The organism is Rhizobium sp. P1_C7 (genome assembly GCF_056406295.1).
Genome location: NZ_JBFUAL010000017.1, coordinates 128,158 through 155,031, shown reverse-complemented (window position 1 = coordinate 155,031; position 26,874 = coordinate 128,158). Strand labels below are relative to the sequence as shown.

40 protein-coding genes, 2 tRNA genes and 1 pseudogene are annotated in these 26,874 nt (G+C 57.3%); 21 read left to right on the top strand and 22 right to left on the bottom strand.

What is annotated here, in order from left to right; translation table 11 throughout:
• Positions 1-283 (top strand): transposase domain-containing protein (locus tag AC1D2R_RS23265; RefSeq protein ID WP_477970913.1); only part of this gene is annotated, 283 nt, incomplete at its 5' end.
• 48 nt (positions 284-331) lie between these two features.
• Here the strand turns inward: AC1D2R_RS23265 and AC1D2R_RS23260 are convergent.
• The 5 genes from AC1D2R_RS23260 to AC1D2R_RS23240 all read right to left on the bottom strand — a co-directional run bounded on the left by AC1D2R_RS23260 (position 332) and on the right by AC1D2R_RS23240 (position 3,956).
• Positions 332-916, bottom strand: a complete 585-nt coding sequence (locus AC1D2R_RS23260) for a plasmid pRiA4b ORF-3 family protein (RefSeq protein ID WP_477970911.1) — start codon at positions 914-916, stop codon at positions 332-334.
• Entirely contained in the window at positions 916-2,574 is a 1,659-nt protein-coding gene (gene tnpC, locus AC1D2R_RS23255; RefSeq protein ID WP_477970909.1) for an IS66 family transposase, read from the bottom strand. Before tnpC ends, AC1D2R_RS23260 begins: the two co-directional genes overlap by 1 nt.
• Positions 2,575-2,653: 79 nt before the next feature.
• On the bottom strand, positions 2,654-3,001 hold the full coding sequence (gene tnpB, locus AC1D2R_RS23250; protein ID WP_477970907.1) for an IS66 family insertion sequence element accessory protein TnpB: 348 nt from the start codon (positions 2,999-3,001) through the stop codon (positions 2,654-2,656).
• The gene (gene tnpA / locus AC1D2R_RS23245; protein ID WP_477970905.1) at positions 2,998-3,336 is read right to left on the bottom strand and encodes an IS66-like element accessory protein TnpA; all 339 of its coding nucleotides are present in this window, start codon (positions 3,334-3,336) and stop codon (positions 2,998-3,000) included. Before tnpA ends, tnpB begins: the two co-directional genes overlap by 4 nt.
• A gap of 545 nt (positions 3,337-3,881) precedes the next feature.
• Positions 3,882-3,956, bottom strand: a tRNA-Asn gene (locus tag AC1D2R_RS23240).
• A 117-nt stretch (positions 3,957-4,073) separates the two neighbouring features.
• Here AC1D2R_RS23240 and AC1D2R_RS23235 point away from each other — a divergent pair.
• Positions 4,074-4,370 (top strand): hypothetical protein, encoded by a 297-nt coding sequence (locus AC1D2R_RS23235; protein ID WP_477970924.1) that lies wholly within the window; start codon positions 4,074-4,076, stop codon positions 4,368-4,370.
• On the opposite strand, the gene AC1D2R_RS23230 is transcribed toward AC1D2R_RS23235, so the two are convergent.
• Both AC1D2R_RS23230 and AC1D2R_RS23225 read right to left on the bottom strand, forming a co-directional pair.
• Positions 4,371-5,375, bottom strand: a complete 1,005-nt coding sequence (locus AC1D2R_RS23230; RefSeq protein ID WP_477970903.1) for an inorganic phosphate transporter — start codon at positions 5,373-5,375, stop codon at positions 4,371-4,373.
• On the bottom strand, positions 5,375-6,016 hold the full coding sequence (locus tag AC1D2R_RS23225; RefSeq protein WP_477970901.1) for a DUF47 family protein: 642 nt from the start codon (positions 6,014-6,016) through the stop codon (positions 5,375-5,377). The genes AC1D2R_RS23230 and AC1D2R_RS23225 overlap by 1 nt, the downstream gene beginning before the upstream one ends.
• Before the next feature lie 203 nt (positions 6,017-6,219).
• Here AC1D2R_RS23225 and AC1D2R_RS23220 point away from each other — a divergent pair, with 203 nt between their 5' ends.
• A complete protein-coding gene (locus AC1D2R_RS23220) occupies positions 6,220-6,681 on the top strand; it encodes a BA14K family protein (RefSeq protein ID WP_477970899.1) in 462 nt (153 codons plus the stop codon).
• A 517-nt stretch (positions 6,682-7,198) separates the two neighbouring features.
• Here the strand turns inward: AC1D2R_RS23220 and AC1D2R_RS23215 are convergent.
• Positions 7,199-8,005, bottom strand: coding sequence for a membrane-anchored protein (locus AC1D2R_RS23215; protein ID WP_477970897.1), 807 nt, complete (start codon positions 8,003-8,005; stop codon positions 7,199-7,201).
• A gap of 450 nt (positions 8,006-8,455) precedes the next feature.
• Here AC1D2R_RS23215 and AC1D2R_RS23210 point away from each other — a divergent pair, with 450 nt between their 5' ends.
• Positions 8,456-9,070 (top strand): methyltransferase family protein, encoded by a 615-nt coding sequence (locus AC1D2R_RS23210; protein WP_477970895.1) that lies wholly within the window; start codon positions 8,456-8,458, stop codon positions 9,068-9,070.
• Between the two features lie 193 nt (positions 9,071-9,263).
• A tRNA-Cys gene (locus AC1D2R_RS23205) sits at positions 9,264-9,337 on the top strand.
• Between the two features lie 118 nt (positions 9,338-9,455).
• Here AC1D2R_RS23205 and AC1D2R_RS23200 read toward each other — a convergent pair.
• From AC1D2R_RS23200 to AC1D2R_RS23160, 9 genes are all read right to left on the bottom strand, one after another.
• Positions 9,456-10,592, bottom strand: a complete 1,137-nt coding sequence (locus tag AC1D2R_RS23200; protein ID WP_477970894.1) for a tyrosine-type recombinase/integrase — start codon at positions 10,590-10,592, stop codon at positions 9,456-9,458.
• Positions 10,589-10,852, bottom strand: a complete 264-nt coding sequence (locus AC1D2R_RS23195; protein WP_477970892.1) for a hypothetical protein — start codon at positions 10,850-10,852, stop codon at positions 10,589-10,591. Before AC1D2R_RS23195 ends, AC1D2R_RS23200 begins: the two co-directional genes overlap by 4 nt.
• A gap of 423 nt (positions 10,853-11,275) precedes the next feature.
• The gene (locus tag AC1D2R_RS23190) at positions 11,276-11,662 is read right to left on the bottom strand and encodes an HNH endonuclease (RefSeq protein ID WP_477970890.1); all 387 of its coding nucleotides are present in this window, start codon (positions 11,660-11,662) and stop codon (positions 11,276-11,278) included.
• The gene (locus AC1D2R_RS23185; protein ID WP_477970888.1) at positions 11,659-12,420 is read right to left on the bottom strand and encodes a recombination protein NinB; all 762 of its coding nucleotides are present in this window, start codon (positions 12,418-12,420) and stop codon (positions 11,659-11,661) included. The genes AC1D2R_RS23190 and AC1D2R_RS23185 overlap by 4 nt, the downstream gene beginning before the upstream one ends.
• Positions 12,420-13,034, bottom strand: a complete 615-nt coding sequence (locus AC1D2R_RS23180; protein WP_477970886.1) for a lambda exonuclease family protein — start codon at positions 13,032-13,034, stop codon at positions 12,420-12,422. The genes AC1D2R_RS23185 and AC1D2R_RS23180 overlap by 1 nt, the downstream gene beginning before the upstream one ends.
• Positions 13,031-13,924: an ERF family protein gene (locus AC1D2R_RS23175; protein WP_477970884.1), complete on the bottom strand. Its 894-nt coding sequence runs from the start codon at positions 13,922-13,924 to the stop codon at positions 13,031-13,033. The genes AC1D2R_RS23180 and AC1D2R_RS23175 overlap by 4 nt, the downstream gene beginning before the upstream one ends.
• Positions 13,924-14,133, bottom strand: coding sequence for a hypothetical protein (locus AC1D2R_RS23170; protein WP_477970882.1), 210 nt, complete (start codon positions 14,131-14,133; stop codon positions 13,924-13,926). Before AC1D2R_RS23170 ends, AC1D2R_RS23175 begins: the two co-directional genes overlap by 1 nt.
• Positions 14,130-14,465 carry a hypothetical protein gene (locus AC1D2R_RS23165; RefSeq protein ID WP_477970880.1) on the bottom strand — a complete coding sequence of 112 codons (336 nt, stop codon included), beginning with the start codon at positions 14,463-14,465 and terminating at the stop codon, positions 14,130-14,132. The genes AC1D2R_RS23170 and AC1D2R_RS23165 overlap by 4 nt, the downstream gene beginning before the upstream one ends.
• A 5-nt stretch (positions 14,466-14,470) precedes the next feature.
• Positions 14,471-14,713: a hypothetical protein gene (locus AC1D2R_RS23160; protein ID WP_477970878.1), complete on the bottom strand. Its 243-nt coding sequence runs from the start codon at positions 14,711-14,713 to the stop codon at positions 14,471-14,473.
• A gap of 261 nt (positions 14,714-14,974) precedes the next feature.
• Between AC1D2R_RS23160 and AC1D2R_RS23155 the strand changes: the two genes are divergently transcribed.
• Entirely contained in the window at positions 14,975-15,292 is a 318-nt protein-coding gene (locus AC1D2R_RS23155; protein ID WP_477970876.1) for a hypothetical protein, read from the top strand.
• 212 nt (positions 15,293-15,504) lie between these two features.
• Here the strand turns inward: AC1D2R_RS23155 and AC1D2R_RS23150 are convergent, their stop codons facing one another.
• Both AC1D2R_RS23150 and AC1D2R_RS23145 read right to left on the bottom strand, forming a co-directional pair.
• Positions 15,505-15,987 carry a LexA family protein gene (locus tag AC1D2R_RS23150; RefSeq protein WP_477970922.1) on the bottom strand — a complete coding sequence of 161 codons (483 nt, stop codon included), beginning with the start codon at positions 15,985-15,987 and terminating at the stop codon, positions 15,505-15,507.
• Between the two features lie 12 nt (positions 15,988-15,999).
• Positions 16,000-16,143, bottom strand: a pseudogene (locus AC1D2R_RS23145) (helix-turn-helix domain-containing protein); the annotation flags it as partial.
• A 111-nt stretch (positions 16,144-16,254) separates the two neighbouring features.
• On the opposite strand from AC1D2R_RS23145, the gene AC1D2R_RS23140 reads away from it, so the two are divergent.
• The 8 genes from AC1D2R_RS23140 (at position 16,255) to AC1D2R_RS23105 (ending at position 19,693) form a co-directional block, all read left to right on the top strand.
• Positions 16,255-16,512, top strand: coding sequence for a hypothetical protein (locus AC1D2R_RS23140; protein WP_477970874.1), 258 nt, complete (start codon positions 16,255-16,257; stop codon positions 16,510-16,512).
• Positions 16,509-16,808 (top strand): hypothetical protein, encoded by a 300-nt coding sequence (locus AC1D2R_RS23135; RefSeq protein ID WP_477970873.1) that lies wholly within the window; start codon positions 16,509-16,511, stop codon positions 16,806-16,808. Before AC1D2R_RS23140 ends, AC1D2R_RS23135 begins: the two co-directional genes overlap by 4 nt.
• Before the next feature lie 97 nt (positions 16,809-16,905).
• Positions 16,906-17,127: a hypothetical protein gene (locus AC1D2R_RS23130; RefSeq protein WP_477970871.1), complete on the top strand. Its 222-nt coding sequence runs from the start codon at positions 16,906-16,908 to the stop codon at positions 17,125-17,127.
• A 55-nt stretch (positions 17,128-17,182) separates the two neighbouring features.
• Positions 17,183-17,602 (top strand): hypothetical protein, encoded by a 420-nt coding sequence (locus tag AC1D2R_RS23125; protein ID WP_477970869.1) that lies wholly within the window; start codon positions 17,183-17,185, stop codon positions 17,600-17,602.
• 5 nt (positions 17,603-17,607) lie between these two features.
• On the top strand, positions 17,608-18,159 hold the full coding sequence (locus AC1D2R_RS23120) for a hypothetical protein (protein ID WP_477970867.1): 552 nt from the start codon (positions 17,608-17,610) through the stop codon (positions 18,157-18,159).
• An 84-nt stretch (positions 18,160-18,243) separates the two neighbouring features.
• The gene (locus AC1D2R_RS23115) at positions 18,244-18,597 is read left to right on the top strand and encodes a helix-turn-helix domain-containing protein (protein WP_477970865.1); all 354 of its coding nucleotides are present in this window, start codon (positions 18,244-18,246) and stop codon (positions 18,595-18,597) included.
• Positions 18,594-19,076 (top strand): GcrA family cell cycle regulator, encoded by a 483-nt coding sequence (locus AC1D2R_RS23110; protein ID WP_477970863.1) that lies wholly within the window; start codon positions 18,594-18,596, stop codon positions 19,074-19,076. Before AC1D2R_RS23115 ends, AC1D2R_RS23110 begins: the two co-directional genes overlap by 4 nt.
• A gap of 5 nt (positions 19,077-19,081) precedes the next feature.
• Positions 19,082-19,693: a hypothetical protein gene (locus tag AC1D2R_RS23105; protein WP_477970920.1), complete on the top strand. Its 612-nt coding sequence runs from the start codon at positions 19,082-19,084 to the stop codon at positions 19,691-19,693.
• Between the two features lie 50 nt (positions 19,694-19,743).
• Here AC1D2R_RS23105 and AC1D2R_RS23100 read toward each other — a convergent pair whose 3' ends face one another.
• Positions 19,744-19,980: a DUF982 domain-containing protein gene (locus AC1D2R_RS23100; RefSeq protein ID WP_477970862.1), complete on the bottom strand. Its 237-nt coding sequence runs from the start codon at positions 19,978-19,980 to the stop codon at positions 19,744-19,746.
• A gap of 89 nt (positions 19,981-20,069) precedes the next feature.
• Here AC1D2R_RS23100 and AC1D2R_RS23095 point away from each other — a divergent pair, with 89 nt between their 5' ends.
• The 6 genes from AC1D2R_RS23095 to AC1D2R_RS23070 are packed head-to-tail and all read left to right on the top strand — an operon-like array spanning position 20,070 to position 23,933.
• Positions 20,070-20,318 carry a hypothetical protein gene (locus tag AC1D2R_RS23095; protein WP_477970861.1) on the top strand — a complete coding sequence of 83 codons (249 nt, stop codon included), beginning with the start codon at positions 20,070-20,072 and terminating at the stop codon, positions 20,316-20,318.
• Positions 20,315-21,820, top strand: coding sequence for a DnaB-like helicase C-terminal domain-containing protein (locus AC1D2R_RS23090; RefSeq protein WP_477970860.1), 1,506 nt, complete (start codon positions 20,315-20,317; stop codon positions 21,818-21,820). The genes AC1D2R_RS23095 and AC1D2R_RS23090 overlap by 4 nt, the downstream gene beginning before the upstream one ends.
• Entirely contained in the window at positions 21,820-22,554 is a 735-nt protein-coding gene (locus tag AC1D2R_RS23085) for a hypothetical protein (protein ID WP_477970859.1), read from the top strand. Before AC1D2R_RS23090 ends, AC1D2R_RS23085 begins: the two co-directional genes overlap by 1 nt.
• The gene (locus tag AC1D2R_RS23080) at positions 22,551-22,847 is read left to right on the top strand and encodes a hypothetical protein (RefSeq protein ID WP_477970858.1); all 297 of its coding nucleotides are present in this window, start codon (positions 22,551-22,553) and stop codon (positions 22,845-22,847) included. Before AC1D2R_RS23085 ends, AC1D2R_RS23080 begins: the two co-directional genes overlap by 4 nt.
• Positions 22,844-23,263: a hypothetical protein gene (locus AC1D2R_RS23075; protein ID WP_477970856.1), complete on the top strand. Its 420-nt coding sequence runs from the start codon at positions 22,844-22,846 to the stop codon at positions 23,261-23,263. Before AC1D2R_RS23080 ends, AC1D2R_RS23075 begins: the two co-directional genes overlap by 4 nt.
• A complete protein-coding gene (locus AC1D2R_RS23070) occupies positions 23,235-23,933 on the top strand; it encodes a DUF6362 family protein (protein ID WP_477970854.1) in 699 nt (232 codons plus the stop codon). Before AC1D2R_RS23075 ends, AC1D2R_RS23070 begins: the two co-directional genes overlap by 29 nt.
• Positions 23,934-24,042: 109 nt before the next feature.
• Here AC1D2R_RS23070 and AC1D2R_RS23065 read toward each other — a convergent pair whose 3' ends face one another.
• A complete protein-coding gene (locus AC1D2R_RS23065) occupies positions 24,043-25,602 on the bottom strand; it encodes an HNH endonuclease (protein WP_477970852.1) in 1,560 nt (519 codons plus the stop codon).
• A 256-nt stretch (positions 25,603-25,858) separates the two neighbouring features.
• Complete coding sequence (locus AC1D2R_RS23060; protein ID WP_477970850.1) at positions 25,859-26,446, bottom strand: hypothetical protein; 588 nt, start codon at positions 26,444-26,446, stop codon at positions 25,859-25,861.
• Between the two features lie 17 nt (positions 26,447-26,463).
• On the opposite strand from AC1D2R_RS23060, the gene AC1D2R_RS23055 reads away from it, so the two are divergent.
• Entirely contained in the window at positions 26,464-26,709 is a 246-nt protein-coding gene (locus AC1D2R_RS23055; protein WP_477970848.1) for a hypothetical protein, read from the top strand.
• The last annotated feature ends 165 nt before the right edge of the window (positions 26,710-26,874 follow it).

Sequence of the window (26,874 nt, the reverse complement as noted above, 5' to 3'; positions counted from 1 at the left end):
GGAGCGCTTCTTGACCGATGGCCACATCGAAATCGACTCCAACATTGTCGAACGCGCGATCCGGCCCCAAACAATTACAAGAAAAAATAGTCTCTTCGCTGGTAGCGAGGGAGGCGGCGAAACCTGGGCGACGATCGCCACGCTGCTGCAGACGGCAAAAATGAACGGTGTCGATCCGCTCGCCTGGCTATCCCAGACCCTGACCCGCATCGCAAATCGCTGGCCAGCCTCAGACATTGAGTCGCTCATGCCGTGGAACTTCACTGCTGACGCTATCGGCTAACCGCTTACTAAGCATTCGCCGAGTAAGCATTCGCCGAGGACCGCAGGTTCAGACTTTCTTGCGTGCTTTGCGTTTCCACTTGGCGGCTAGCGCATCCACGTTTTTGCGAAGGTTGACGACATCGACTGTGGTCGGATCGTAGTCCGCGCTGCCCCACCATTCGAGAAGCTCATCGTGGCGCTCGTGAGTTTTGTCGGCAAGCGCTTCGCGGAACTCCTCATATCCCCAAGGGCCGCCGACGTCCTCTGGAGGACACCGCCCGACAACATCCAGCAAGATAGGATCRTCGAGGCCAGCGATAACCGGAAAGGTCTTTTCGATCTTGACGGTGTGCGTCCAGCCATCGCCGAAGTCWTAGAGGTACTTGAACGATCTCGCGCCGATATCTTCGATGGCAGAAAGAAGTGTCGCTTTGCGAGCGTCGATGGGTTCGTCAAAACCACCGTCGGGAAGGCCGAAGCCGACGTCACGGATGCGGAATTCGTAGAGATGGCTGCTGGTCCACCCGAAAGCCGCCTGAAGAACCTCATGAAGCCGGTTAAAMCGAATGCGGAACGGTACGACGACGCGCCGCATCACCAGAGGTTCAACGTCATCGAGCGTGACTTTCAAACGGACGAGAGAGGCAGCCATCAGGCCGCCTGCGGTAAGGGTGTCGTCACGGTATTTGTCCAATTCCAAGGAAGCAGTTCATCGATTCGGTTTGCCGGATGATCGGCGATCCGGGCAAGGACGTCGGCAAGCCAGGCCTGCGGATCAATACGGTTCATTTTCGCGGTRACGATCAAGCTGTACATGGCTGCCGCCCGTTGACCGCCGCGGTCGGAGCCGGCGAACAGCCAGGCTTTTCTTCCCAAAGCAACACCACGCAGTGAACGCTCCGCACAATTATTCGACAGGCAGATGCGGCCATCGTCGAGGAACCGGGTAAAGGATTCCCAGCGGTTCAGCATATAGTCGAACGCTTTAGCCAGATCGTGGTCGCGAGACAGCTTGGCACGTTGATCGCGTATCCAGATCTCCATTTCGTCGATCAGCGGCTTGCTACGCTGCCCACGGGTTGCCTTCCGCTCATCCGCAGTCTGGCCGTTGATTTGGCGTTCGATCGCAAACAGCGCATCGATCCGCTGGACCATCTTGAGAGCGACCGGCGAGATGACCGCAGGGCGTTTGCCTTGCGCTTTTCGACGTGCATTCGTCTCCAGATCGGCCAGCGCGAAGAACGGCCGCCTTGCATGTGCCCAGCACGCTGCCTCATAAATCGGACCCGGACTTCGATCAGGAAGATAGAGCTGGGTATAGCCGGTATAGGCATCGGCCTGAAGGATGCCGCTATAATTGGCCAGGTGGGCTTGAGGGTGTTCGCCGGCTCGGTCCCGGGAATAATAGAACATGGCTGATGGCGGCGCAGATCCGCCGAACGGAGCATCGTCTCGCACATACGACCAAACGCGGCCCGTGGCAGTCTTGCCGGCGGCCAGAACCGGCACCGTCGTATCGTCGCCATGAACCCGTTCGGCCGCAAAGGTATGAGCTTCGATCCGCCTCAGCAGTGGCTCAAGAACATGGCAGCAGGAACCGATCGCGTCAGCCACGGTCGACAGGCTGATTGGCACACCTTCCAACGCAAAGCGTTCGACCTGACGATTGAGGGGAATGTGCTGGCCGAATTTGTCGCAAAGGATCATCGCCAACAGGCTCGGACCCGCCCACCCCCTCGGGATAACATGGAAAGGTGCAGGCGCCTGACTGATCGTCTCGCAGTCGCGGCACGAGAACTTTTCCCGCACCGTCTGGATAACCTTCCAGGAGCGCGGAACGCTCTCCATCGTCTCGGTGATGTCTTCGCCGAGCTTGCGCAACCGATCACTGCCACAGCAGTGACAGGCAACCGGACCAGGCACAACAACACGTTCACGCGGCAAGTGAGCGGGAAACGGCTTCTTGACGGGCCGTTTGCGGGTGAAGCCGACGACAGCGATTGGAGCCGCCGCGGCGACGGCCATTTCGGCAGCAAGCTCATCCTCAGTGGCGGCAGCCTCGGCGTCCTCCAGCATCAGCTCCATCTGCGCAATCAGCCGTGAGGTTCGTTCCGACTTCCGGCCACGCAACTGCCTTTGAAGCTTTTCGATATGGACTTTCTGCCGAAGAATGATGGCCTGATCATCGGCTTCCTTGGCCTTGGCGACGGCAAGTTCGGCCACCGCAGCGGCTCGTTCCGCCCGTGCGACGATCAGCTCTGCCTCAAGGGCAGCGGCGTAATCGGGGTGCTGTTCCGAGCCGGTTTCCATGCTCGAAGTGGACCACAAAACCCCTGATTTGCATAGCTTTTCTTCGGATTCTGAGCCGCAAATCCCGGCAAAATATGCGCTATCCGGCGCTCGTCGGACGCCAGGTCTGCAGCGGGTTTCGCCAGTCGATCCCCTCAAGCAGATAGGACATCTGACCGGCGGAAAGAGCGATCGCGCCACCCTCGGTCGCGGGCCAAACGAAACGGCCCCGCTCCAGGCGCTTTGCATAAAGCGATAGCCCGATCCCATCGTGCCACAGGGCCTTTATCAGTCGTCCATTTCTCCCGCGGAAGACAAAAACGTCACCTTGGAAGGGGTCACGACCGAGACCTTCCTGCACCAGAAGTGCGAGCCCCTGCATCCCCTTGCGCATGTCGCAGTGACCGCTCGCGATCCACACCCGCACCCCGGAGCYGATCGGGATCATTTGAGTGCTCGCATGACCGCAGCCGCCAGTTCGGCAGGTGCGGTACAGTCAATTCTCACCTTCGCGCCATTCGGGAAGTCCACGAACATAGCCGTTTCGACCCCGCCGTTRCCYGSAAGGCCAACGACCCGCGCTGGCACGAAGGCAGGGCCGACTTCTGCAGCCAAAGCCTGCCGCCGCCAAGTATAAATCAAACCGGTCGAAACATCGAAGCGACGCGCAACTTCGGAAACAATCCCATCCGGCGCAAACGCCGCCGCCAGTATCTCTGCACGCTCATCTCGGGACCATCGCCGACGTCGCTCACGCCCGGTCAATAAAATTGCCTGTGCCATCAGTCCTCAATGCGCTCTTAAGCCCACTCTTAAGAGCGCAAACTCACAACATCACAACAATTCCGCAAGGTGGCCCCCGCCGAAGGCATACGGAAAACCCTCGCTTCCACTAACAGCCGGTTATGTTCCGACGCTGCAAACTAGACAGAGGACGCTCCGCGACGCATCAGGTCCGGTGGTAACCAACCCGCGTATCAGAGCATGATCAACCGTCGTTTTTTGACCGTGCCTCCTGCTTTCCGCAGGATGCATCGACACGAAACGCCCTGACAACAGTGCGACGATTTTTCTATTCCTGCATCTTGTAAGGGCGAACATGAGAGTGGACTAGGGCCAGCCCATCAATATTTGCGATCCTCGATCGGCACGCGGTGATATCAGCGGCAGATGCCGTCAGCCGGCTCTCCACCTGCAGCGGGCCGAAATGTAGCCAAAATCGCAGAGCAGCAAACGAGGCGCGCGATCGAAGTCCAATCGGTGCGCCTAAGTTTTTCTATTGCAGAAATGAAAAGAGGGTCGCGCTAGTGGCGCAACCCTCTCGAATTTGGCTCCCCGGGCCGGATTCGAACCGGCGACCTGTCGATTAACAGTCGAATGCTCTACCGCTGAGCTACCAGGGATCACCGCTCGCCGCGGTGTGAGTGGGCTAATACAAATGCTTGCTCGATTTGCCAAGCGGTTTTTTCAAAAAAATGACATCCGCTTGCATTCAGCCTGTTTATCCCCATCTCCTGTGGATGACTGACACGCATGATACCACCGGGAAACCAGGCGCCAAGCGTTTTGGCATCGATCATTCGACTGGCCACATCGTCATGGGGTCGACGCGCATCCCGTTGCCGCGATCGCGCGTGGCCCGCCTGTCGATTGGCGGGCTGCTTGTGTTCGGCGGCTTGTTGGGTTTTTTGCCGATTCTGGGATTCTGGATGGTTCCGCTCGGCATATTGGTCCTGTCGCACGACCTGCACATCGCGCGCCGCATAAGACGACGATTTTCCGTGTGGTGGCAGAGGAGGCGGAAGCCCGCCTCCTGATCAGGCGAAAAAGCCTGCGACCCAATAGACCGTCGCGGCAATCAGCGCTGCCGCCGGCAGGGTGACCACCCAGGCGACGACGATGTTGCCTGCTAGTCCCCATCGCACCGCCGACACCCGCCGTGCGGCCCCGACGCCAATGATCGCGCCGGTGATGGTGTGAGTGGTCGAGACCGGGATGCCAAGCCAGGTCGCGCCGAAGAGCGTCAGCGCGCCTCCCGTTTCCGCACAAAAGCCCTGCATCGGATTGAGTCGGGTGATCTTCGATCCCATTGTATGGACGATACGCCAGCCGCCGAACAGCGTACCAAGCGCCATCGCCGACTGGCAGGACAAAACGACCCACAGCGGAACATGGAAACTGCCGCCAAGATAGCCCTGCGAATAGAGTAGAATGGCGATGATCCCCATCGTCTTCTGCGCGTCGTTGCCGCCGTGACCGAGCGAATAGAGCGATGCGGACACGAACTGCAGGATGCGGAACGTGCGGTCCACCGCAAACGGCGTCTGCCGAAAGAAGATCCAGGAAACGATGAGCACGAGAAAGAGCGCCAGCAGGAAGCCGATCATCGGTGACATGACGATTGCACCGGCCGTCTTCAACAGGCCGCTCCAGACGATTGAGCTGAAGCCGACCTTTGCAAGTCCCGCGCCGACAAGACCGCCCACAAGCGCATGCGAGGAACTGGACGGAATGCCGAAGAGCCAAGTGACGATATTCCAGACGATTGCGCCCATCAGCGCAGCGAAAATGACAAGGGGCGAAACGATGTCGGGATCGATGATACCCGTGCCGAGTGTCTCGGCCACATGCAGGCCGAAAAACAGAAAGGCAATGAAGTTGAAAAAAGCCGCCCACACGACCGCATATTGCGGGCGAAGGACGCGGGTCGAAACAATCGTCGCGATTGAGTTCGCCGCATCGTGAAGACCGTTCAGGAAGTCGAAGAACAACGCGATCGCGATCAGTCCAGCGAGCAGAGGGAAGGCGAGGGTGGCGTCCATCAAACGTTCTCGATCACGATGCCGCTGATCTCGTTGGCGACGTCCTCGAAGCGGTCGACGACCTTCTCCAGTTCGCCGTAGATTTCGCTGCCAATGAGATAGGCCATCGCATTCGACGCGCCATGGCGAAGGAAGAGCTCCTTCAAACCGCGGTCGTGCAGCTCATCCGAACGCCCTTCGACGCGCGTGACCTCTTCGGCGATCGCCGTAAGCCTGGGAGCGTTGGTGTTGATGCGCTCGAGTAGCGGGATCGCTTCCGCGACCAGATTTGCTGCATGAACGATGGCCACGCCCATTTCCTGCATCAGGGGATCGAATTCCCTCTGCTCGAACAGGCGGATCGTCTTGACCGTCTTGTGCATCATGTCGATGGCGTCATCCATCGACTGGATCAGGTCCTTGATGTCGACGCGGTCGAACGGCGTGATGAAGCTGCGCCGAACGGCCAGCAGGACCTCGCGGGTTATATCGTCCGCCTCGTGCTCAAGTGCGACGATGCGCTCGCAATGACGCTCCGCATCCTTGCCCGCAAGCAGCTCGTTCAGAGCTTCGGCGGCACCGACGATGGTCCTTGAATGCTGCGCGAAGAGGTCGAAGAACCGGTCTTCCCTTGGCAGAAGTTTGCGAAACCAGCTGAGCATGCCATCCATCCATTTAATAATCTTTAATTGCCCCTCATAAAATAGCGGCCCGTGCAATAAAAGTGTCACAATCGGACTTGGCCGATTCTTTTTCTGTTTATTGTCCGTGGTGGTCCCCAATTGGATGGAACATGCGCGTTTGCGCTGCGTTAGATTTATATGTCTATGCGTAACAGATTGGGCTTGCCTCGAAAGGTACGACAATGAAAAGACTGGCAACCATCGTTTTGGCTTGTGCAACTGTTCTCTCGAGTTTCTCGACGTCTTTTGCTGAAAACTCAAGTGATCCGCATTCAGCTCAGGGCCGTGGAAGCTTTGGCGACTCGGGTGCGAACAACAACCGGTACAGCGGATGCAATATCTATCGCTGCGGTGGCGGTCGCTACCGCTACGGTGAGCACAGATACCACAACAACAATCGATACTACCGCGATGGCTACGATGATGGTGGATATTACCGGCACGATGACAACGGAGCAGGTGCTGCAATCGGTGGCCTCGCGATCGGTGCGATCATTGGGGGCATCATCGCCTCGCAGCCACGTGCTCGATCCTACGGCAGCTCTCACGTCGATTGGTGCTACAGCCGTTATCGCTCATACCGCGCATCCGACAACACCTTTCAGCCAAACTACGGCTCGCGCCGCCAGTGCGTTTCTCCGTAATGGAGACGCGGAGTTGATGAGGCGATAGAAGACCGGGTCAAATGATCGATCAATTGATCAATTGCCTCCACCCGCTGTAACGGGTGGTTGATTTTTTCTGCGATATCGCAGACGCTATGGGGACGGGGCGGTAGCCTGGACGGCTGTATCGGCGCGTTTCGGGTTCAGTAGCGGGGTTGCCTTTTCCCTGCGCCATTCTTCGAGTCTTGGATTTCTACATCGACGCGAAAGCAGCCCGCAGGGCATTCGTCGATGCTGCTCACGCCGCAGGGATGCATGTGCTGCCCGATGGTAGGGAAGAATTGTAGACGGCAGGCTAACTGCACCCATGACTCAGGTCCAAGCACGCAAACCACGCGACCCAGCGCAGCCGCATCTCCCATTTGATCGTGAGCGCGACGAACAGCCCACCTTTTCTTTTGTGATTGAGGCCGCGAGATACGCTCCCTCATCGATAGGAGCGAAACGGAATGGTTGGAGAGTTGGAGATCGCGCTTCTCAGGTTCTTTGAACAACTCTACCGGATCGAAAGGCACTTTACGTTGCCGTCGTATTTTTCGTCATTGCGTGAAGCTGGCCGCCTCATCCGTGGTGAGCTAAGGCTTTCCTGCCACAGGGGAATCCCTGTTTCGATAGAAACGATCGGGTCTGAAGTGAAGATTGGACTGCCCGCCGCGACCAATCGCTCTAAAATCATTCGGTCCATCTGAACGTGCAGCCGGGCCAATCCTGAGCTGTTATAAACATGTCCAGATGAATTCGGATTGATGCCGGTGATGATGACCGCTGGGGCGCCGTGAAAAAGGGCGAAAAGAACCGCATTCACTCCATTCGAACACTTCGCCTCGGCGTCCAACTCCAATGAACACAACCCTACCACCTTATCGAGCAGCGCCATTCGTTCGTAGCGATCCACGATATAGAGGTGCTCATACTCATAGTTAAAGGACTTTAACCCTCGCTCCAATCGCGAGAGGTCGTCCTTCCTCCAAAGGAGTACGTACAGCGCCTTGGTGCGTTGTCCGGACAAGACCCTTCTTACTTCCTCTGCGTTTTGCGTTGTGCCTTCAATCTGATTGAACATCATCAGCGTGACGTCAGGAGAGTTGCGTCCCCATTTCGACGTGACTGATTGCGAACCGTTTATGGTGATGAGAGAAAATTGATCATTGAACCCCGCCGGTCGGTGGGACAATGGCGCCGAGCCGACGACAACGACGGGACCACTGAAGTCAAAAGGCACAGGAGGAGGCATTGGCCGAGAAGTTTTATATTTTATCCACCTGTACAGACAAGTTCTAAAGTCTGTAAATGATTTTACCATAAGGTCGCCTTTGGTGAGCTTCGTTGCAGTTGCTCTCTAGACTTCTGGTATTACTTTTGCCGTACGCTACGCCATATATCCGATGTCAGAGCAGACCTCATCAATTCTGTGTGCATCCGCAACCGTGGAGTTGATACGAAGACTCAATAAGCGGCAAGGGAATCGTCAACTTAACCCCAATTGCCACTTTAGCTTTTCCTCATGTGTTGCATAGTTGCAACGTCCGGGCATGCGCGCGCAAACCGATTCCGGCTCTGACGTAATCATTGCCTAGACAAAATTCTGAAAGGGGGCCGCAATTGCGGGTTGCCCTTCGTATGGGCCTTCAAACAAAAGTCGAATGGGCTTTGTGAAATCGCGAGCCTTGTAGCATACTGATAGTTAGTCGATCGTTGATTCACTCGACGGTAAAGGGCAACCGGGCGACCGCGGGCGTATGGGTGGAGGGAAATGGACGAACTGAGCACTAAAACACCATTCTCTCAGAAAAGACGCATCGGCGGGCTTTGGATCGCAACGACGTCGTTTTTTGTACTCGTATTCCTTGCTTGTCCGCTGTATTCAGGAACAGCGTTGCACGAGCTATTTGAGAACATTGGCGTAATTTTCGTCATCGCGGGTGTTTTAGGCCGCCTTTGGTCAACGCTATATATCGGCCAACGCAAGAACCGACACCTGATAACCACTGGCCCGTATTCGATAACCAGAAATCCGCTCTACGTGTCGTCGATGCTGGCGATCCTGGGCGTGAGTTTGATGATCGGTTCCGCATTGATCACAGCCATTTTCGTGCCAATTTTCTTTTTTCTGTTCGCCTACGCAGCACGGCGCGAAAGCGAATATCTGAGGTCCAAATTCGGCTCTGCCTATGACGATTATGCGGCACGAACTCCATTCTTCGTGCCGAATCCGGCATTGATGAAGATCGACACAGAGGTCACCTTCCGCACTTCGACTTTGGCCACCGCGTTCCGTGACTGTCTCTTCTTAGTAGCACTGATCCCGTTGTGTGAGCTGCTGGAGTTCCTGCACAACGAGGGATACCTACTTTTCTATATTCCATGAGGCAGAGCAGCGATTGACAGTTTTCGGCTATCCCGTTTGATCGTTTTCGGAGCCAATAGGCCAAGCCTGTGGAGGAACCTTCGCGCAACGCTTATTCAGAATGGAAAAAGGACATTATTCAGAATGACCCCTCTTGCGATTTTTCTAGGATAGTTCTAAACGACCGCCACGGTTCGATTTTTCGACCGCGTGAGGCCTCGTGGCGGAGTGGTGACGCAGAGGACTGCAAATCCTTGCACCCCGGTTCAATTCCGGGCGAGGCCTCCAATCCTTCTTTTCCTACACTTTAAGTATTTGGTTTTGCTGAACATTATCTCAGGTGTGGCAGTTTGGACTTGATCCGTTCCGCCACCCCAAAAGCTAGGTGTGGCAATGCGTTCCCGTTTTAGCCCTCGGCTCCGTCCTTCAGCGGCAGCAGCTTTGAACCGATTCCATCCCAGTTGATCTTCTCAACTGTCTGTCGAGCGAGGCGCGCTTTCTCCGCGTTGCGCGTGTAGATTTTCGATGTTTTCGAATCCTTCCAGCCAAACATGGCCTCGAGCATGCTGTCGGTCGCCTCGTTGTGAGCGACGTCAGTTGCCAGGCCCTTGCGCACGGAATGAGAGGTGAGGTGGGGCATGCCGGCCTGCTTCCACCAATCCGAAATCCGGTTCCCTAATCCCTTCACGCTGAATGGCTTCCCGAACTCGGTCACCAGGTAGGTCATAGCTGTGACAGTGTGTGTGGCGAGCACCGCCTCGAGGATCGGGTGAATGGTGATGTCTATATCGACCGGTGTCCGGTTTCGGTTCTTGAAGAGGCGGAGCTTGAAGGCGTCCTTGCGGCGATGCTGGGGACCGAGGACTGCAAGGTCGGACACGCGAAATCCGGTATACATCTGGATAGCGACGTAGAGGACCGCCTTGGATCCGGTCCCATGATGCTCGATGAACTTGGCTATGTCGTCGGGTGTTGCCGTCTCATGCCCGTCGGAATGCTCGTTGAAGGGCTGGACCAGCCGAGCGATGTTAGCGGTAATCGGCTTCGCGTCCTTCTTGGTGTCGAACACCTGGCGCAGAACCTTAAGCCGCTCGTCGGCGGCGAATGGCGCTTCCCTCTTGCGGTCGCGAAGAACCTCCAGATGAGATACAGTCAGTTTTGGCAGCGGGATATCTGAAAAGGTTCGCTCGTCCTTTTCGCTCAATGGCTCCGCCCACATGCTCTCCATGATGTTGCGCCGGCGCGTCTGCGTTGACTGGTCGAGCCCGGTGAAGGCATTGCTGCGCATATACTCCATACAGAGCCACCTGAAGCTGTTGGGCTTCACAACGACAGATATCGTCTTTGCCTCGCCAAGGCGCTCCACGGCCGGCCTCGCGGCCTTGCGGGCCTTCCAATAAGCCGATGCGAACTCTTCGCTGTTGATGTCATCAGGCAGCCGGCAGACGCGGGCGCCATCGATGCGCAAGTAATAGCGCGTCGTGCCATGGCGGCTCTTGTTCTTTTCCACATAAGGCAGATCGATATTGGCCACGTCTGTCATGCAGACGCCCGCCAGTCATCACCGTCGTCAGCGTCTTCCCTCTGCTTCCGACTGCCGTCCTCTGGCCACTCTGACATAGCGGCAGCGACCTCAGCGACAAGCCACACCTTTCGGCTATGCCACTTCCGCGGCTTCGGAAGGAAACCCTCCTCCACCATGAGATCGACCGTGTTCACGCTCACGCCAATGGCAAGAGCGACCTCGGACCGGTTCAGTCCAAGGCGGGGCACATTGCGGGTGAGATCAACGGTGGTGCCCATGTTATCCCCGCTTTCCACTGGAATAATACACAGAGGCGGCAACCACCGTCCGTGCAGGGGATGGAACATTTAGGCCAGCCGACGGTTGATCATCGGGCTTGTTGTTCCTGTACTGGCCTAAAGGCTCATCGCCAACCCTGCGATGGGCCTTTGTTGCGTCGGCGGTGGGGCTGGGCGAATTACCAACTTCGGTCTGCCTTTGTCCGCCGATGGTCGGGTCCGTTCGAGTATCTACTACATGTTGGTCGGTCGTTTCGATTGAGTTCTCTGTCCGTTCATAGACTATGTGAGCTATTTCAACGCCGCTTTCGCGAGTGTTGCTCGATTGTTCCGAGCCGGCCGAAGTCGGGGCGAGGGCTGCGCGGCAAAGGTTGGTGATATGTGTCGGACCGCCGCACAACTTGTTGCCATCGAAGGTAGTGTTCATCGGCTCACGATCTCCCCAGTGCGAGTGTCGATTACATCGCCGTTGAGCTTCTTTTTGAAGCGAGATTGGAAACTGCCCGCCTTGGACTTGCCGAGGCCGAAGTGCTTCTTCTTCACCTTGGCAATCTTCGATTTCACAGCCATCTCGACGGCGGTCTTGAGCTTGTGAGGCGCGGCGAGGGCGGGCGCGAGGTTTGTTTCCCGGTTCTGACCGCCCAGGATCAGCGAGACCACATGCTCGATCTCCCATTTGTCGCCCGGGCGGATCTCGCGGCCGGTGAGGTAGCACTTGTTGCCGTAGCGCTCGAGGACGCGGATGCGGACCCGATCCGGCACTCGGGAATCGTCGGACTTGCCTATCCACTCAGCAACGGCTCGGGTCATGCTGCCCTCCCGATCTCGTCTTGATCGCAGCCGACGACACCGGCGACCAGCGCCAAGCCGTCGGCCTTGGTCATGTCCTTGAGAACGACCTGCTTGCAGTAGCCGTAGACCCCGTTTGCCTTGGCGGTGTAGCCCTCGGCTGTGGGTATCTCAAACGATGCCATCGCCGCGATCTTCTGAGCCTTTAGGACATCCAGGTCGCCACCATAGTTCGTGGCAGCCCAGAGCATCTTGGCGACGGCAATCAGCCAGCCGTGCGGGGTAAGGGGAGAGGCTGACGGCGAGGGCGCATCGCCAGCCTCTGTTGCAGACGGCGCGGGGGACTGCTGCTCGTCTGCTTCCGGCTCCGAGGACAGAGAGCCGGATTCGTGATCTTTCGGGTTGTGAAGGACAATTCCGCGGTCGGCGGCTTCCTTGAGGATGAACTCGATGAAATCGGTCATCTCCTGCTTTGACAGATCGGACGACGACATCTCGATCGGCAGGAAGGTCTTACCGTCCAGGCTGGGGAGAAAGCTGATTTCGCGCCCGAAGGCGTGAAGGAAAATAGCCTTCCACTGCGCCGGTTCATACTTCTTCCCGCCGTGTTCGAACTGCTGGGCAAAGTCCGTCAAGAGCGCCCACATCAGATCATTCTGCGGTAGGCTGCGCTTGGACGCCTTGAACTCAACCCGCGTCCCTACGGGTGCCTTGCCGATCCAGTGGCTTGCCTTCTGCCGATCGGCGGGTGTGTCGAGGACGAGGAGAGCGCGACCCATTACGCCGCCTCCTTTTGCCCATACCGGCGCAAGCGCTCCACCCGTGCGGCCAACTCGTCGTTAAAACGGTCGACCTCATCGGACATAGCCTTAATGTACTCCTCGTCACGATAAACCCGGACGGTGAACATCGGCATTTTCGGCCAGTAGGAGACAAAATCCCAGAACTCGCGTTCGGAGATCCAGAGGTTCCCTTGCACCTGAGCTTTGTACTCAGGCGGCAGGCGATCACGCTCGAGTCGGTCGATCTGGATGTGAGGCAGAGCGGTCTTGATCTCCAAGCCGCCATTGGTCCCGATCAGGCTGTCAGGGCTGGCGCCCTTATTGCCGTTCCGAATGAAGCCGACCTGCAATGGTTCGTTGCCGGTGATGAAGGCATATTCCGCGCGAGCGATGCCTTCCATGTCGTGCCCGCGCTCGGTGTGTGCATTAGTGAAGGATTCCGCCGGCTCTTCGGTGAAGATCTCACCTGCGAGCCTGCGCATGTACTCGTCACGCGTCTTACCTTCGCCCTTCGCCATCACTGTGGCGAACCTGCTGGCCGTAGGGATACCAAGGCGAGCAGTGAACCATTCCGGGGAGTTCTGGTCGCAGTCGATGATTTGGAGCGTCATGCTGCGCTCCCTTGGCTACGCTGGTTGGCGATGTAGGCAACGCGCTGGCGAAGGGAGCCAACGACTTCGTTGAACTGCTTCAGGGGGATGTCAGTGACGGCCTCGACCTGCCAGCGCTCGCAGAACACCTTCGTGTCAACTTCGCCCTTCTCGATAAGCTCGCGGATGACAGACGCCTGCGCTTCGGTGATCTTCTTCGCATCGTCGTTCGTCTCGTCAGCCTTGCCGCCGTCATCATCTGCGGCCGCCGCCAGACCGAGAGCAGCCTTGAGCGTGTAGCGCTGCAGATAGGTGACTGTGGAGCCGATCGCCTGAATGCTGTTCTTGTTTCCGCTGTCGTCGCGCCCAGCCATGAGGGTGTTTTCCTCGCTGTGGCCCATACGGTGCGAAATGATGCAGGTGACGGAAATTGGCTGGTTCATCTCGGCCTGCGTGCGGTAGCGTACTGAGAGGCCATTGGCGGAGAGGACAGGGCCGATCTGGTTCATGATCGAGGCGAGGTCCTCGTACTGGTAGTTGGTCCGTCCCTTCGCCGTGGTGAAGTCTACCTTCCGGCTTTTGACGATCGACGGCATATTGGCCTTCGCGGCCGCCATCGCCTCGTCGAACGCCTTACGTGCCTGGTTGGCTTCCCAACGCTCCTGCAGATTCATTAGCTGCGTGAGCGTCTCGACGTTGGCGTTGCTCGAAAGCGCGCGGTCGATCATCTCCATCGGCGTCAGAACGGCGCGGGGCTGGTGCTCGATGATTTCGCCTTGGCGAACCGGAGCCTGTTCAAGTGCATTTGCCATTTTGTTCTCCTGTCGTTTTTCCGCGACCTGCGCGAGGATTCCTGAGGCGAGACCGCCGATTGATTGTTCGTTACCGGGGATGTCGTGAAGCTCGGCCATCAGCGCCTCCTGTCGGTCTGATATTGATGTTCGCCGCTCTGCAGCGCCTGCAACGTCCCGCCAGCGATCAGAGCCATGACCACCCAGAAGGCGACCACCTCGAGCGTGAAGCGCTTGGAAGGCTGGAAGAGCGGGACCGGAGCGGGCTGTACTCGGCATGAGCCGGGGAGGCAGGCGCATTCTCGGGCGTCGCGGAAGCCGCAGGTCATGCCAGATCCTCCCTCGCCATCTCTCGACGGTGGTCAGCGGCATCATCACGGGCGATTTCGTTCTGGCTTTCGGCTTCGGACATCAGCCAAGACGTGAAGTCTTCTGAGCTGGTGAAGCGGTCCTCGATCGACCACGGAAGCTTGATCTTGTCGAGGCCGTCCAAGAACCGAACATCGTCAACCTCGATGCTGGGTTCCTCGCCGGGCTCGGTCAGCGTCTGCTTGCAGCCGGGATGGACGGTGAAATTGACGTGCATCGTCAGGGGAATCTCGGTGCCGCAGTCCGACCCGGTGAAGTAGATGCGCTGGCTTGCGTAAAATTTCTTGCTCATCGCCATCACTCCGCAGCAGTCGAGAAGTGATGCTCAAGACGAGCTGCAGGGGTATGGCCGACGAACCGCAGGCTGGTCTCGATGCTGGCGTTGTACCCTTGGCTTTCGAGGTATTCGTAGTCTGCAGAACACTCGTCGAGGTCGTCGTACTCGAGCGCGTCGTCGCGGTTGTCGGACAGGACGCCGGTGCCGCAGAGGTAGGAGACGGTTCCCCCTTCCAGAATTTCGATGTGCCAAAAGCGCTTCATGTCTGCCGCTCCTCGGTTCCGCTTCTTCGTCCGTAAGGAGATCGGCGGGGTGTTGTTCGATGAGGAGAACATAATCGGGAAAAATCCCAAATGCAAGGGATAAATCCCGAAATTATGTTGAGTATTCGGGAAACGTCCCGTATGAATTGGGGAATGAAGCCAGAAGCCCTCCCGCCAAATCTTTCAGGAAAGCGCAAGCAAATCGCGCCGGTAGAGGCGATTCGATATCTTGATCCATGGCGTGGGAGTCTGCCCGAGAGGGTGAAGCAGTTCAGGGATTGGCGCTATGTCGCAATGCAGGTTTTGCATCCGAACGGAGGCCCGTTCCGGCTCATCAGCATCTTCGACGCGCTGTTGATTTGGGACACTGGCGAGATAGAGGCTACGGACGAGGAATTCTCGATCGAGGCCGGTCATTGCGGAACGAAGACGGTTTCGCGAGAGCTCGCGGCCTTGGAGCGGCTCGGGCTCATCATCCGAGACATCAAGTGGATTACCAAAGGCGAGAAGAAGGTTCGCGGGCGGCGCATACGCCTGGCAGTGCCTTCAGACCTTAATGCCCACATACGGGATTTTTGATAGTCTCAAAAGCAAAATCATCTGGTTGGAACGGTGGCGGATCCAGCATCTGCGACCGCAAAGCGTTCGCGATGGGTCAAGGGACGAAGTTCCTTGCCGGGTTTGGGGTGGAACCCCATGAGATATACGCTGCGCGCGCACGCGTAAGGACGGACCACGGGTGTCCATATGAATCGGTCAAATCATACGGACCACGGGTGTCCATATGATTTTCACCAAATTTCGCGCCGGTAGCTCCCGGTGACGACGCCGCGAATAACAATTTCGCTGCCGGCATCACCTTCGAACTTCATGGGCTTGTGTCGAGGGTTGGAGCTTCGAGGAACAAGCATCAGCAAGCCATCAACAAACTCCATCGCCTTCAAAGTGACTTCGATCAGCGAACCATTGTGACGTTCAACATGAAGGATACGACCTGGCTTGAGCGTTGCACCGCTGTCGATGTAGTCGACGCACGTCACAAACGTACCCTCTGGATAGACCAGATCCATCGAATCCCCAACAACCTCGAGGGCGTATTGCCGGACGCCTGTGAACCTTGGATCAAGCGCCACAGGGATCATTTCGTATTCACCACTATCGTCGATGATGCTGCGATCCACCCAATTGCCCGCCTGGATCTTCCCAAGGACTGGCAATCCGGTGACAGGGACAATGGACGGCTGCGGGGCAGGCAGGCTCTCCCCAGCGGCCATGAACCAATCGGGCGTCGTCTCAAGCGCGGCAGCCAGCTTTCCAAGGTTCTCAGCGTTCGGGCTCCGCGTTTTGCCCCTCAGGATATCTCGCACGAAGCTGTCGCCCAGACCGGCTCTCTTAGCCGTCTGTAGAGCGTTAAGGCCGAGCAAATCCATGCGGATCCGCACGCGTTTCTGAAGGGACGTTTCCATGCCCGATGATCGCATTTCGGGAAATATCACGTCCATCGGGAAATGTCCCTTGACAATTCGGGATGTTTCCCGAATATGGACGACATGACCCAGCACGTAGAAATCACCGAAGACGATATCCGAGCGAGTCTTATCACTCGTGCCCGTGCATATCGCGACACCACAAAAACCAGCTTTTCGGCAATGGGCATTGCAGCCGTTGGCGACAGCAAATTTCTGAGCCGCGTCGAGAACCGAGATATCGGGTTCAACATCAAGACGTACCAGAAGATGGTTGAGTGGTTGGATTCAGCGGAGCGCGAGCTGTCGGCTAAGCGGCAGACCGCCGCATGAGCTGGAACCTCAATCTCTCGGAAGCGCCGCTGGACCGCCGCCTCTGGCTGGCAACCAAATGCGAAACGGTCTCTGTCACCCGCTGGAATGAAAAGCGCGGCGCTTGGGACGGTCTCGCGTCCAGCGAGCATCCGATCGCCTGGCAGGTCTATGTCGTGCCGGTCCATCCAAATTTCCAATCGGACGCCGGCGAAGTCGCTGCAGTGAAGGGCAAGGCCCGACTGGCGAACGCTACTAGCGTTGAACCGTCGGCGTCCGGCCTTGTCTTTCTCGACGACGCTGGATCGGGCGCATGACGAAGCTCTCCAACGGCGAAGACGCCCTCGCACAGAACGCAATCGAGCACCGGACCCGCGACACGCGACCGATGGTGCAGAGACCGGAGAAGACACAATGACGCTTTTTTTCACCGGCTTGTTCTCCGCAATCGTGTCCGGCTGCTTTGTGGCTTGTGTGATGGGAGCGCTGGTCGCGACCTTTCGATCGAGCCGGCAGGAAGAGGAGCAGGGCGCCCCCGAAGGGGCTCTCAATTTTCATTTTCAGCACCCAGACGCTTCCGGTTCCACGCTTGGCGTTCGGGTTCATTCGAAGACTTCGCCAATCGGGCGGGGCTAACTGCATACGTGTCTCCCGCCGCCCTGACGAGATCAATCTAACAGGGCTGGGAAACATGGATCGTCAAACTTCAAACCACTCAGTGACAAATAGAAAAATCAAAAACAGGGCAAAAGTGATGAGTACCTTAGATGCTTTTTCGCCTGCGATAACCGCGACTTACGCGCGGAAAATGGTCGAGCTGGAGAGCCGTGGAAACGGCGATCAGATGAATGCACTGGAGCGAGTTGGACGGCGTTGCGGCCTTACGTCCCGCTCTCTCCGCCGTCTCATTAACGGCGAGACCAAGGACCCAGGGTTGACCGTCTTCGGGAAAGTTCGGGCAGCGTATCTCGACATCTGCGAGCGCCACATTGCGCGTCTCAAGGCGGATATCGAGACAGACAAGAGGATGCACGGGGATGCTGCTTTTGCAGATCTGGATCGCGAAGTTGAAGCACTGGCTGAGAAGGTCAGGCAAGCAAAAGGAAGGTGAGACCAATGGCAGCATTAGTCGGCGATAACACCAAGGCTGAGCGCGAGCGACGCGTTCAGTTCAGCTACTACCACCAGAAGGACAGGGACATCGCGGCGAAGATCCGCGCCCTGAACGAGCAGAAGAAGGAGAACCGGCAGAACGCCAAGGCGGCGGGTTTCACCTCCGCAAAGCTCGACCACTACCTCAAGGCCTTCCTGGCCGAAGACCAGCAGAAGCCGGTCGACAAGCTCAAGACGGAGCGAGAAAACCTGATCTGGCTTGGGCTCATACCCGACACGCTGCAGGGCGACCTGCTCACCTCCGACCGTGTCGACCAAGAGCAGATGATTGCCGCCAAGGGCTTCCACGCCGGTCTGAATGCGCTTGATCGGGTCTCAGGTTTCGACGGCGGCAGCTCCGAGGACAAGCACTGGCTGGAGTCCTACGACCTCGGCCGCAAAGAATACGAGACGACCATTCCCGACATCATGGCTCGCATCCAGGCCGAGGCGGACAAGGAAGCTCCGCCGGCTGACGATGACGACGAGATCCCATTCGACGCTGCCGCCGAATGATGTGCCCGGTGGCTCGCCTTCCTCCCAAGGCCTGAGCCGCCCAACTCGCCGCGCGAATGCGGTTTCTTCTTTCATGAGGTTCCCATGAACGTTGTCGCCAGAGTTCAACAGTTTTCCTGCCCCTGCTGCGGCAGCTTCATCGGAGAGGCATCGACCATCGAGCAGGTGAGGGAATCGCTCACCGCTCCAGCCCAGCGACTGATCTTTGACGCTCTCGCGCGATCGGTCGGCAAGCCAGTCCACCGCGAAACCCTCTTTGACCGTATCTACGGCAACCGAGCCGACGGCGGTCCCGAGCGAGGCGAACAGGTGCTCACGGTTCACGTCAGTCAGTTGCGCCGCAAGATTGAGCCCTTCGGCTGGACGATCACCGCGTCCCGAGGCGGTTCCGGAAACCTGGCGCAGTGGCGCCTTATCCCCACGGAGGTATCGGCATGAGCTTCGTATGGACAGACAAGAACATCTTTATCCTCCGGCAAATGCTGGCCGATGGGCACTCGGCACGCAAGATCGGATCGACGATAGGCACCTCTCGCAACTCGGTCATCGGCAAGGCCACGAGGCTGAAGATCGCTCTGGCCGGCAGCCGGGGCAAACCATCCAGGCAGACTGCGCAGACGAGATCGGCGAAGCGTGTATCGCATCTGGCGCGGGCGACGGGCCATCTGCAGGACATCGATGCTCCGGCTATTTCTGCCGCGCCGGAGGTTCCGCAAGTAGTCGTGCCGGTCGAGTTCGCCCTTCTGGAGGCGCACCACTGCAAGTTCCCGATCGACGACAACATCGGCCCACACATGCTCTGCTGCGGCGGCCGTCGGATTCAAGGTTCGTATTGCGCCGAACACGCTGATCTAGCTCGTGGGCGCGGCACTGAGAGCGAGCGCAAGGCCGCCAGCTTGGGGAGTGCGCGCTGGTGATCATCATGGGCCTCGATCTCGCCACTCGCTCCGGTTGGGCTGTCCGCGACAGCGGTAAACACCGGTCCTCCATCCAGTGCGGTACGTTCTCGGTCAAGGATTATGACTGGGAAGAGAAGTACGCCATCGCGGCGAACCTCTTCTACCGCCTCATTAAAGGCTACAAGCCCGACTTCGTCGCGATCGAGCGACCAGAGCATGGCGTTCGCCAGTTCAAGAAGAAGAACAAGGCGGACCTGGCCGGCAAGGAGGAGATCGTCTCCACGATCAACCCCGCCGCCCTGCAGCTCACGGGTATCGCCGGCGCCATCATTGCAATCTGCCAGATCCGCGGTGTCCCATACGGAACTATCGCTGCCACCTCCTGGCGCCCGGTCTACTTCGGCAAGGGCATCAAGCCGGCCCAGGGCAAGGACTGGAAGGATCTCGCCATCCAGTACGCCGAGCATGAGCACATCAATCTTCCGCCCACGAAAGCCGAGCAACGAGATGCTGCCGAGGCAATCGGCGTCTGCTCTTGCTGGCACAACTGCGCGATCCCCGAGATCAAATGGATGCAGCAGCGGTTCATCGACCTGCGCACGGGTGCCTATGAGCAGAAGAGGAGCGCAGCATGAACCAGCTCGCAGGCGGCATGATCAAGTTTCCCACTACGAACGAAGAGACGTTAAGTTTGCAGGATGCCGGCCTCCTTTGCCGCAGCCTCAAACGCAGCTCGCGCTTCTGCATCCGTAGCAACGCCATTCGCCGCGTCCAGACATATTTTCCGCGCTTTCGCATAGCTCGCGTTTTTGTCTTCGGGCCAGTTGTTCTTCAAAAATGCGACCGCCTCTCTGGCATTCCTAATGACGTGATAACGCTCATCGATCTTCAATTCGACGTTCGCATCCCAGATGGTGATCATGGCGTCCTCCGTGGGGCAGGCTTCCCAAAAACGTACATTAGGAAAATCTGTTCCAAGCGAATGATCCTGCCGAATATTTGGGGGATCGCATGATCGAAACGCACTCCATTCTCGGCGGTCGTTGCACCATCCACGTCGGTGATTGCATCGAGACGATGCGCCAGATGCCTACGGGCTCCGTCGACTGCGTGGGGACATCTCCTCCTTGCCGGGGTCTCGGAGACCTTCAAAGCATCACGATCGAGCTTAATCCCGACTACGCCGACATCGCGCAGCGCCGGATCGAAGGCGCGACGATCCCTCCCAAACAGACAGAACCAGATGAGGAGGCAGCATGAACGCCCATCCGCGCGACATGAGACCGGAAGACAGATTCACAGCCGACGAGTTGGCCGATCATTTCGGCCACGGCGGAGAACAGCAGGAGGTTCCCTGCAATGTTGAGGCAGAACAGGCGTTGTTGGGCGCCATCCTCGTCAACAACGATGCGCTTGACGCTCTCCGCGTGCCGATCGAGGCCAGCCACTTCTACGAGCGGCTGCACCGCGACATCTTCGAAGCAATCAGCGCGCTGCGCAAGGCGGGCCGGGTAGCGAACACTGTCACGGTCAAGAGTTACGTCGACGACGTCCAGGTCGGTGACATGACGATCTCGCAGTATCTGGCCCGCCTCACACGAGAGGCTGTCAACGTCCTGAACGCTCCGGACTACGCACGGGCCATCATCGAAACTGCAGCCCGGCGTGCCTGCATCGCTCTGAGCCAGAAGATGGAGCGAACTGCCTACTCCAAAGAACTCGACATCATGGACGAGTTCGAGGCGCTTAAGGCAAAGTTCGAGGACGTCACCCGCGCGCTTCACGGCGAGGAGAAGACGAAGACACTGGCCGAGGCAGCGCGATCAGCGCTCGACAGCACGGCCAACGCTTACCAGGGCAGGGCGGCCACTGGCATCGACTACGGCGTGAAACCGCTGATGGATATGGTCGGGCCGTTCATGCCGGGGCAGTTGATTGTCATCGGGGGCGCCACAAAGCAGGGCAAGTCCAGCCTGATCGAGCAGATCGTCGCCGGCGCTGCCATCAACGGACACCCTGTCTGGATCAACTCCGGTGAGATGAAAGCTGACGAGCTCGCCCACCGCGCTCTGTCCCGCCTTACGGACATCCAGGCATGGCGCCAGATCCGCGGAAAGGTCTCGGATGCCGAATACGAGCAGCTGGAAAACGCCCGTCGAAATGCCGAGACCTGGCAGGAACGCGTCTTCATCCGCGACGACAGCATGACGCTTCGCCAGTTTGACCGGGACTACGCCGATTTCGCCAAGCGTCATCCGGGCTGCATGGGCGTCGTAGACCACGTCGGCCTCGTCGAGCGCGACAGCAGCTCAAGCCGCATGAGTGACGCCGAGTTCGCGCCGCTCGTCACCCGCCGCCTCAAGCTCAAGGCGGGGGATACCAAGACACCGATCGTAGCTGCCTCCCAGCTCAAGAAAAACACCTTCGAAAACACCGACAAGAACATCTCGAAGAAGACGTACATGTCCGCGATCAGCCGACGGCCGAAATACGGCGATCTCTTCGGCGCATGCGAGAAGGACGCCAACCACGTCATCATTCCATTCCGCGCCGAGCCGATCCTGCAGGAGCTCGAGCCTGCCGATGCCTCCGACCTCCACCCGATCTGGGAAGACGTAATGTCGACGGTGAAGGACAAGGCCGAGCTCGTCCTGGCTCTCTCCCGTCACACCCGCTGGCCGCAGCGCCGGGAAGTCGGCTGGAACGGCGGCAAAACCATGTTCACCGACCTGGCCGAGACCTCGCAGCAGAGGATGTTCTAATGCAGACATCCTTTGCCTTCCCGATCAAGACGCGTAGCTCGACACGATCGCTCCGGGTGCTTGTCGCCTGCGAGTTTACCGGCACGGTTCGCAATGCTTTCCTCAATCGCGGCCACAACGCATGGTCCTGTGACATTCTTCCGGCCGAGAACGGCAGCAATAGGCACATCCGCGGCGACGTGCGTGACTATCTCTCCGATGGCTGGGATCTGCTCATCGTCGCTCACCCGCCATGCACTCGCCTGTGCAGATCCGGGCGGAGGTGGTTGTCGGGCCCGGGGAACATGACTCCACCCAAGAAGCTACCCAAAGGACGCACTTGGGACAGCATGAAGGCTGAGTTCGAAGTCGGTGTTGACCTGTTCGTTTCCTGCTGGCGGGCGCCGATCGATCGAGTGGCGATCGAGAACCCTGAAATGCATGACCTTGCCACCGCTCGGATGCCGAACGACCTCCCTCGGCCCCAGATCGTTCAGCCATTCTGGTTTGGACATCCCGAATACAAGGGCACCGGCTGGTACTTGCGGAACCTTCCGGGACTTCAGGAGACGGAGCGCCTTCAGGAGCCATCAAAGGATACGGCCGAGTGGAAGACGTGGAATCGGGTCTGGCGGATGCCGCCTGGAGAACAGCGCGGGAAGGAGCGCAGCCGGTTCTTTCCCGGCATGGCTGAAGCGATGGCCGATCAATGGGGCGATTACGCAATTCAACAGTTTTATCAGGAGGCAGCATGAACGAGTTCGCAGCATACCCACAAGCTGTTCCCGGTGGCTACCGGGTCATGATGCGCTTTGCCAAGGACGGAAAGCCTAAGCCGCTTCTGACTGGCGGAGAGCGTTCGCACATCTTTTCCACCCGAGAGGACGCGCTCGAAGCCTGCACCAAGCACCTGTTGGCATACATGAACGGCAACTATCGCCGAGATGGTGAGCGAATGGAACGCTATGCCTCGGCCGACGCATTGTTCAAGCCAGTCTTTCGCAAGGGCAGGAAGATCGAGGTAGAGCGCAGGAGGGCAGCTGTGTGAGCAAAGGCAAGCTCGACGCACTGCTCGACGGTCTCGGCATCAAACTGGTGCCGGTCTATCGACGTCGTGCGGCCGCGCAAAGCCATGCCCGAGGCACGATGCACGAGATCCGGAACGAGTACGGGGACGGCCATCTCGTTTTTGTTCTCCGCTGCATCAAGCAGACCAAGAACAACCGCGACGAGCTGTGGTCGGAGACGATAGGGGCAATTTCCGACATCCTTGCACAGCGTCAGGACTGGGCACTGGATAGACCCTCAGAGGTTTTAGATGCCTTCGACACCATTCCACTGGGCATATTGCGTGGAAAGGCCGTAGCTCGCCGCCCTTGGCCGGTGCGGGCAACACTCAGATCCTACATCTACGATCGATTGGAGAGCATCCTTGATGAACCAGAACATCGCCTTGCGATTTGACGACCTATCCGAAGAAGCGGCGGTGGTCGCCGACGCCAGCCTGATCGTAAGAGCAAGGTTCGTAGAGGCTGCCGACACCATGCTTCACCTCGACGTCCGGTCTCTTCGGCCGGCGGCTGTCCGAAGCTTTTGGCCCGACATCCAGCCCGAGCCGATGGACCGTGTAGACATCGTCATCCGGTACCGCCCGAGCGCGGCCGCCATATCCAGGGCTGAGGAGGTCATGTACGGTTGGCTCCTGGACTATGTGAAGGACGAGGAGCGTAGGATCATCCTCGGCAAGTGGGCGATCTGCCTTGCAGCACCTCACGTGGCGGGATCATTCCGCGATTTCTGCCAGAAAACTGGCCGGGTTCGTAGGACGGCAGAGCGCAGGCTTCAAAATGAATTTCAAAGCATTTCTGGCGCGCTGATCAAATTTCATCAATCGTTACAAGAGCCTGACTGGAGTAGGGTGTCGCCAATGATGCCGAATTCAGCTACTGATTTGGATAAGGTTAGAACACCTGCAGCCAAGCACGACATGCACTGGCTTTCGGGTGACGCCAAGCCCTTCCATGACCCCGATAGCCCGGAGCTCGCGGCGCTGATCAAGCGTCTTGAAAAGGGTAGTCGCCGGCGCGATCGTAAAGCAGGAAGTCGAGCGAATCTTCAGATGGAAACAGACTAGGGAAGAGGTTGGCGGGAGCGACCAAAGGGTCAAGCAGAGGTGAAACCCTCCCGCCAATTCCTAATCCCCAAGGGTATTGCAGACTTCTCCGCCGAGGACGGCTACAAGATCAGTTGCCAGCCCAATTGCTTGGAAGTTTTTCAAGCCCAGCACAATACGCAGCGGTTAAGCTAACCGCTTTAAAAGCTTCTTCAATGTTCTGGTTCTTGGACAAGGCATCCTGAAAAGCCTGTGCTTTCGCGCCTGTAGTCAGGTCCGAAGTCCAGACGGGATGCGCAAAGAATTTTTCAACTGCCCCAGACAGTTTTTCTGTCAACGTTTCGTCCAAGGCTTTTTCGACTAACACAAGATTTTTATCGACCATCAACTGACTCGCCACAATCTGAAGCATTATCTCGCACATTTGCTTCAGCGATGCTTGGTAGACGAGTTTTTTTATACGCCGTTGTTCTGCCGCTGCGTCTCTGTCAGGCAGTACAAGAAACCCTTTTGTGTAGCAGAGATTGAGAATTTTAAGAACGTTTCGGCGCTCTCGCTCCCGGGCGTCTTTCATCCCATCCCCTTTAAAGCTTGCCGAAAGGGGTTTCGTGTGCAGCAACGTCTTCAACACATTCGATTGGAAGGCTGCTTCCTTTATCGAAAAATCATTGAGGGTGTTTGCCGTGCCCTTGCTCTCAATTAGTTTTATGAATGCAAGTTCCTCATCTCCAATTACACCATCAATAACAGCGGCCTCGATGCCGCTTTTGGCTCTGCTTCGATCGGCAGTGTCGAGCCATTGTATAAAGCCTTCCTCAGAGACTTCAGTCGAACCAACTTGATCCTCGTAGGCCTCGAGTTTCCTTCTGACTTCATCAGACATTTTAGATGCTAGCTCGAATGGCGTCAGCGGAAGTTTTTTTATTCTTGCCTGGATCGAGTTTACAAGCTGAACAGCTTCATCTTTCGCAATATTGATATAAATCTTAAAGGTACACCTTGTCTTGCCATTCAACATTTGGGCAACTGTTTTGTGTTGCCCGTCAAACATCAGTAAATCTTTCTTTTCGGTCTGGCCGACAAGTCGAACAGCTGGTTGCTCATGAAGAGGATTTTTCTTCAAGTCGGCCGAAATCGCCAGAAGGTGGTTCAGTTTGATTTCGCGTGGCTGGATGTCATCGTCATTTTTTATGCAGGAGATTGGAAGGTCGGCAAAGCAGAACAACTGATCCTTTTGCGAGACTTTCTCGGCAAAGACGGGAACGGTTATGGCTTCGGATTCTGATTCTATAGTGGCTGATTTGCCGTCATGCGCGAGTTTGAAGTAAACGTCGGACGACTCCATCTCAAAGAAGTCACGGGCCCCTCCAAAGCGGACTTGCCCCATCTTACTATCATAGTAACGCTTGAATTTTAGGTGTGGCCGAACGTCAAAACTGGAGTGGTTTCGCTTGTACCGATTGCATTCAATATGAACGAGGTTCAGATTATTGAATTCATCGCTGCCGCCTTCGCTGACAGGGATGTTGTGATCGATCTCAATGTCATCCGATGCCCTATTCAAAAGGGTCCCGCACAGAAAGCATTCGTGCGGTTTGTGATTCCAGACATAGTCTTCAACATCAGCCTTGGAGATGCTTTTTTCATCCTGAATGGACTTCTTCAACCCGGTCGATATTTTCAAAGGCATTTTTCTATCCTGCAGACGAGGGGACGCTTCCGTCTGTGCAATTCTTAGCTGGTGATTGGTGAATACTGCTTCGCCCCTCCCGAACTCGCACCGCCGAGGCCTGCGCCTTGCTGGACGAGAAGAATGGAACGTATTTACATCGCGAGACTAAAGCGTAAACGCCCAAGTTAAGTCAAGCTTGCTACGCTTGGCCAATGCGCTCGCTTCTCGCTCTGGAGGGCATATATGCAATACTGAAAATGTAGTAGCGGCCGCTTCATTTGGAGCCAAAACCTTGGTCAGCCGAGCGCGACATACGGTTGGCTTTGTAGAGGGCTCTGCGGCGGGCGTTGCGAAGCTCGGCTCGTATGACGTTGCCAAAACTCTCGAGGATGCTCTCTCTAAGGCGGTATTGCCGGAATGCTAGCGCGCGCCAATGAGATCTGCCGTCGCCAATCTGGACGCCAATGTAGCATTCAATGCGATGGCCACCATCAGGGCGAAAGAAGATCCGAATAGCTTGGTCTCCGGTGCTATTTCCATCCGAGATGAATACCGAGGTCTTTTTCAATGTTCGCCAAGTCCACATAGGATGAATGTCGTTGTGTATGAGTGGCCGACCGTTCGAGCGCAATGCTAAATCGTTGTGAATCGTACCGATTGGATAATGCTTTGGTCCATCCGATAGCGAGAAAATGAAGAGCGGTACGATAGTGTTCTTTGTGGCCTTCGTGACGCCCTGAGGACTTTCAAATCGAACTTGCAGTTCGAAATTCCACATCACCAATTGCCCGCTACCTGGCGATGGTTGAGGTATTTCCGTGCCCATGAGCCGGTTATAAGGTTTTGGCGAGAAGGTTATCATGGATGCGAGGTTGAGCCATGAGCAAGGCGTGGGTTCTGACGACGCAAACGAAGTGGTCGTCGCATAAGCTGGGCGAGCTCGTCGTGAAGCTGTGGGAAGAGGACAACCGTCCGTCACTGGAAGAAATCCAAGACCAGTTGATCAACTCTGCGGGGTTCATCACCGCGGCCGAGTTTCGCAAGCTCCTCGAAGTAAACGGCGGGGAAGCGGACTTCGACGACGAATTCGGCCATATCACGTTTCGCCTTCGTGATTTTGGCTAGTGTCAGGCGATCCCTGCGGGTGGCCAAGTGCTTTCAATCGCCATCACATGCATCGCAAAGGGGAAAATCTCGGGTGGTGCTGGCTGCGCTCACTGGATGGCCGCAATGCATGCAGGGTACCGTAGATGGGGCATCCTCCCATGTGTCGCCGGACTTGCGTCTAGC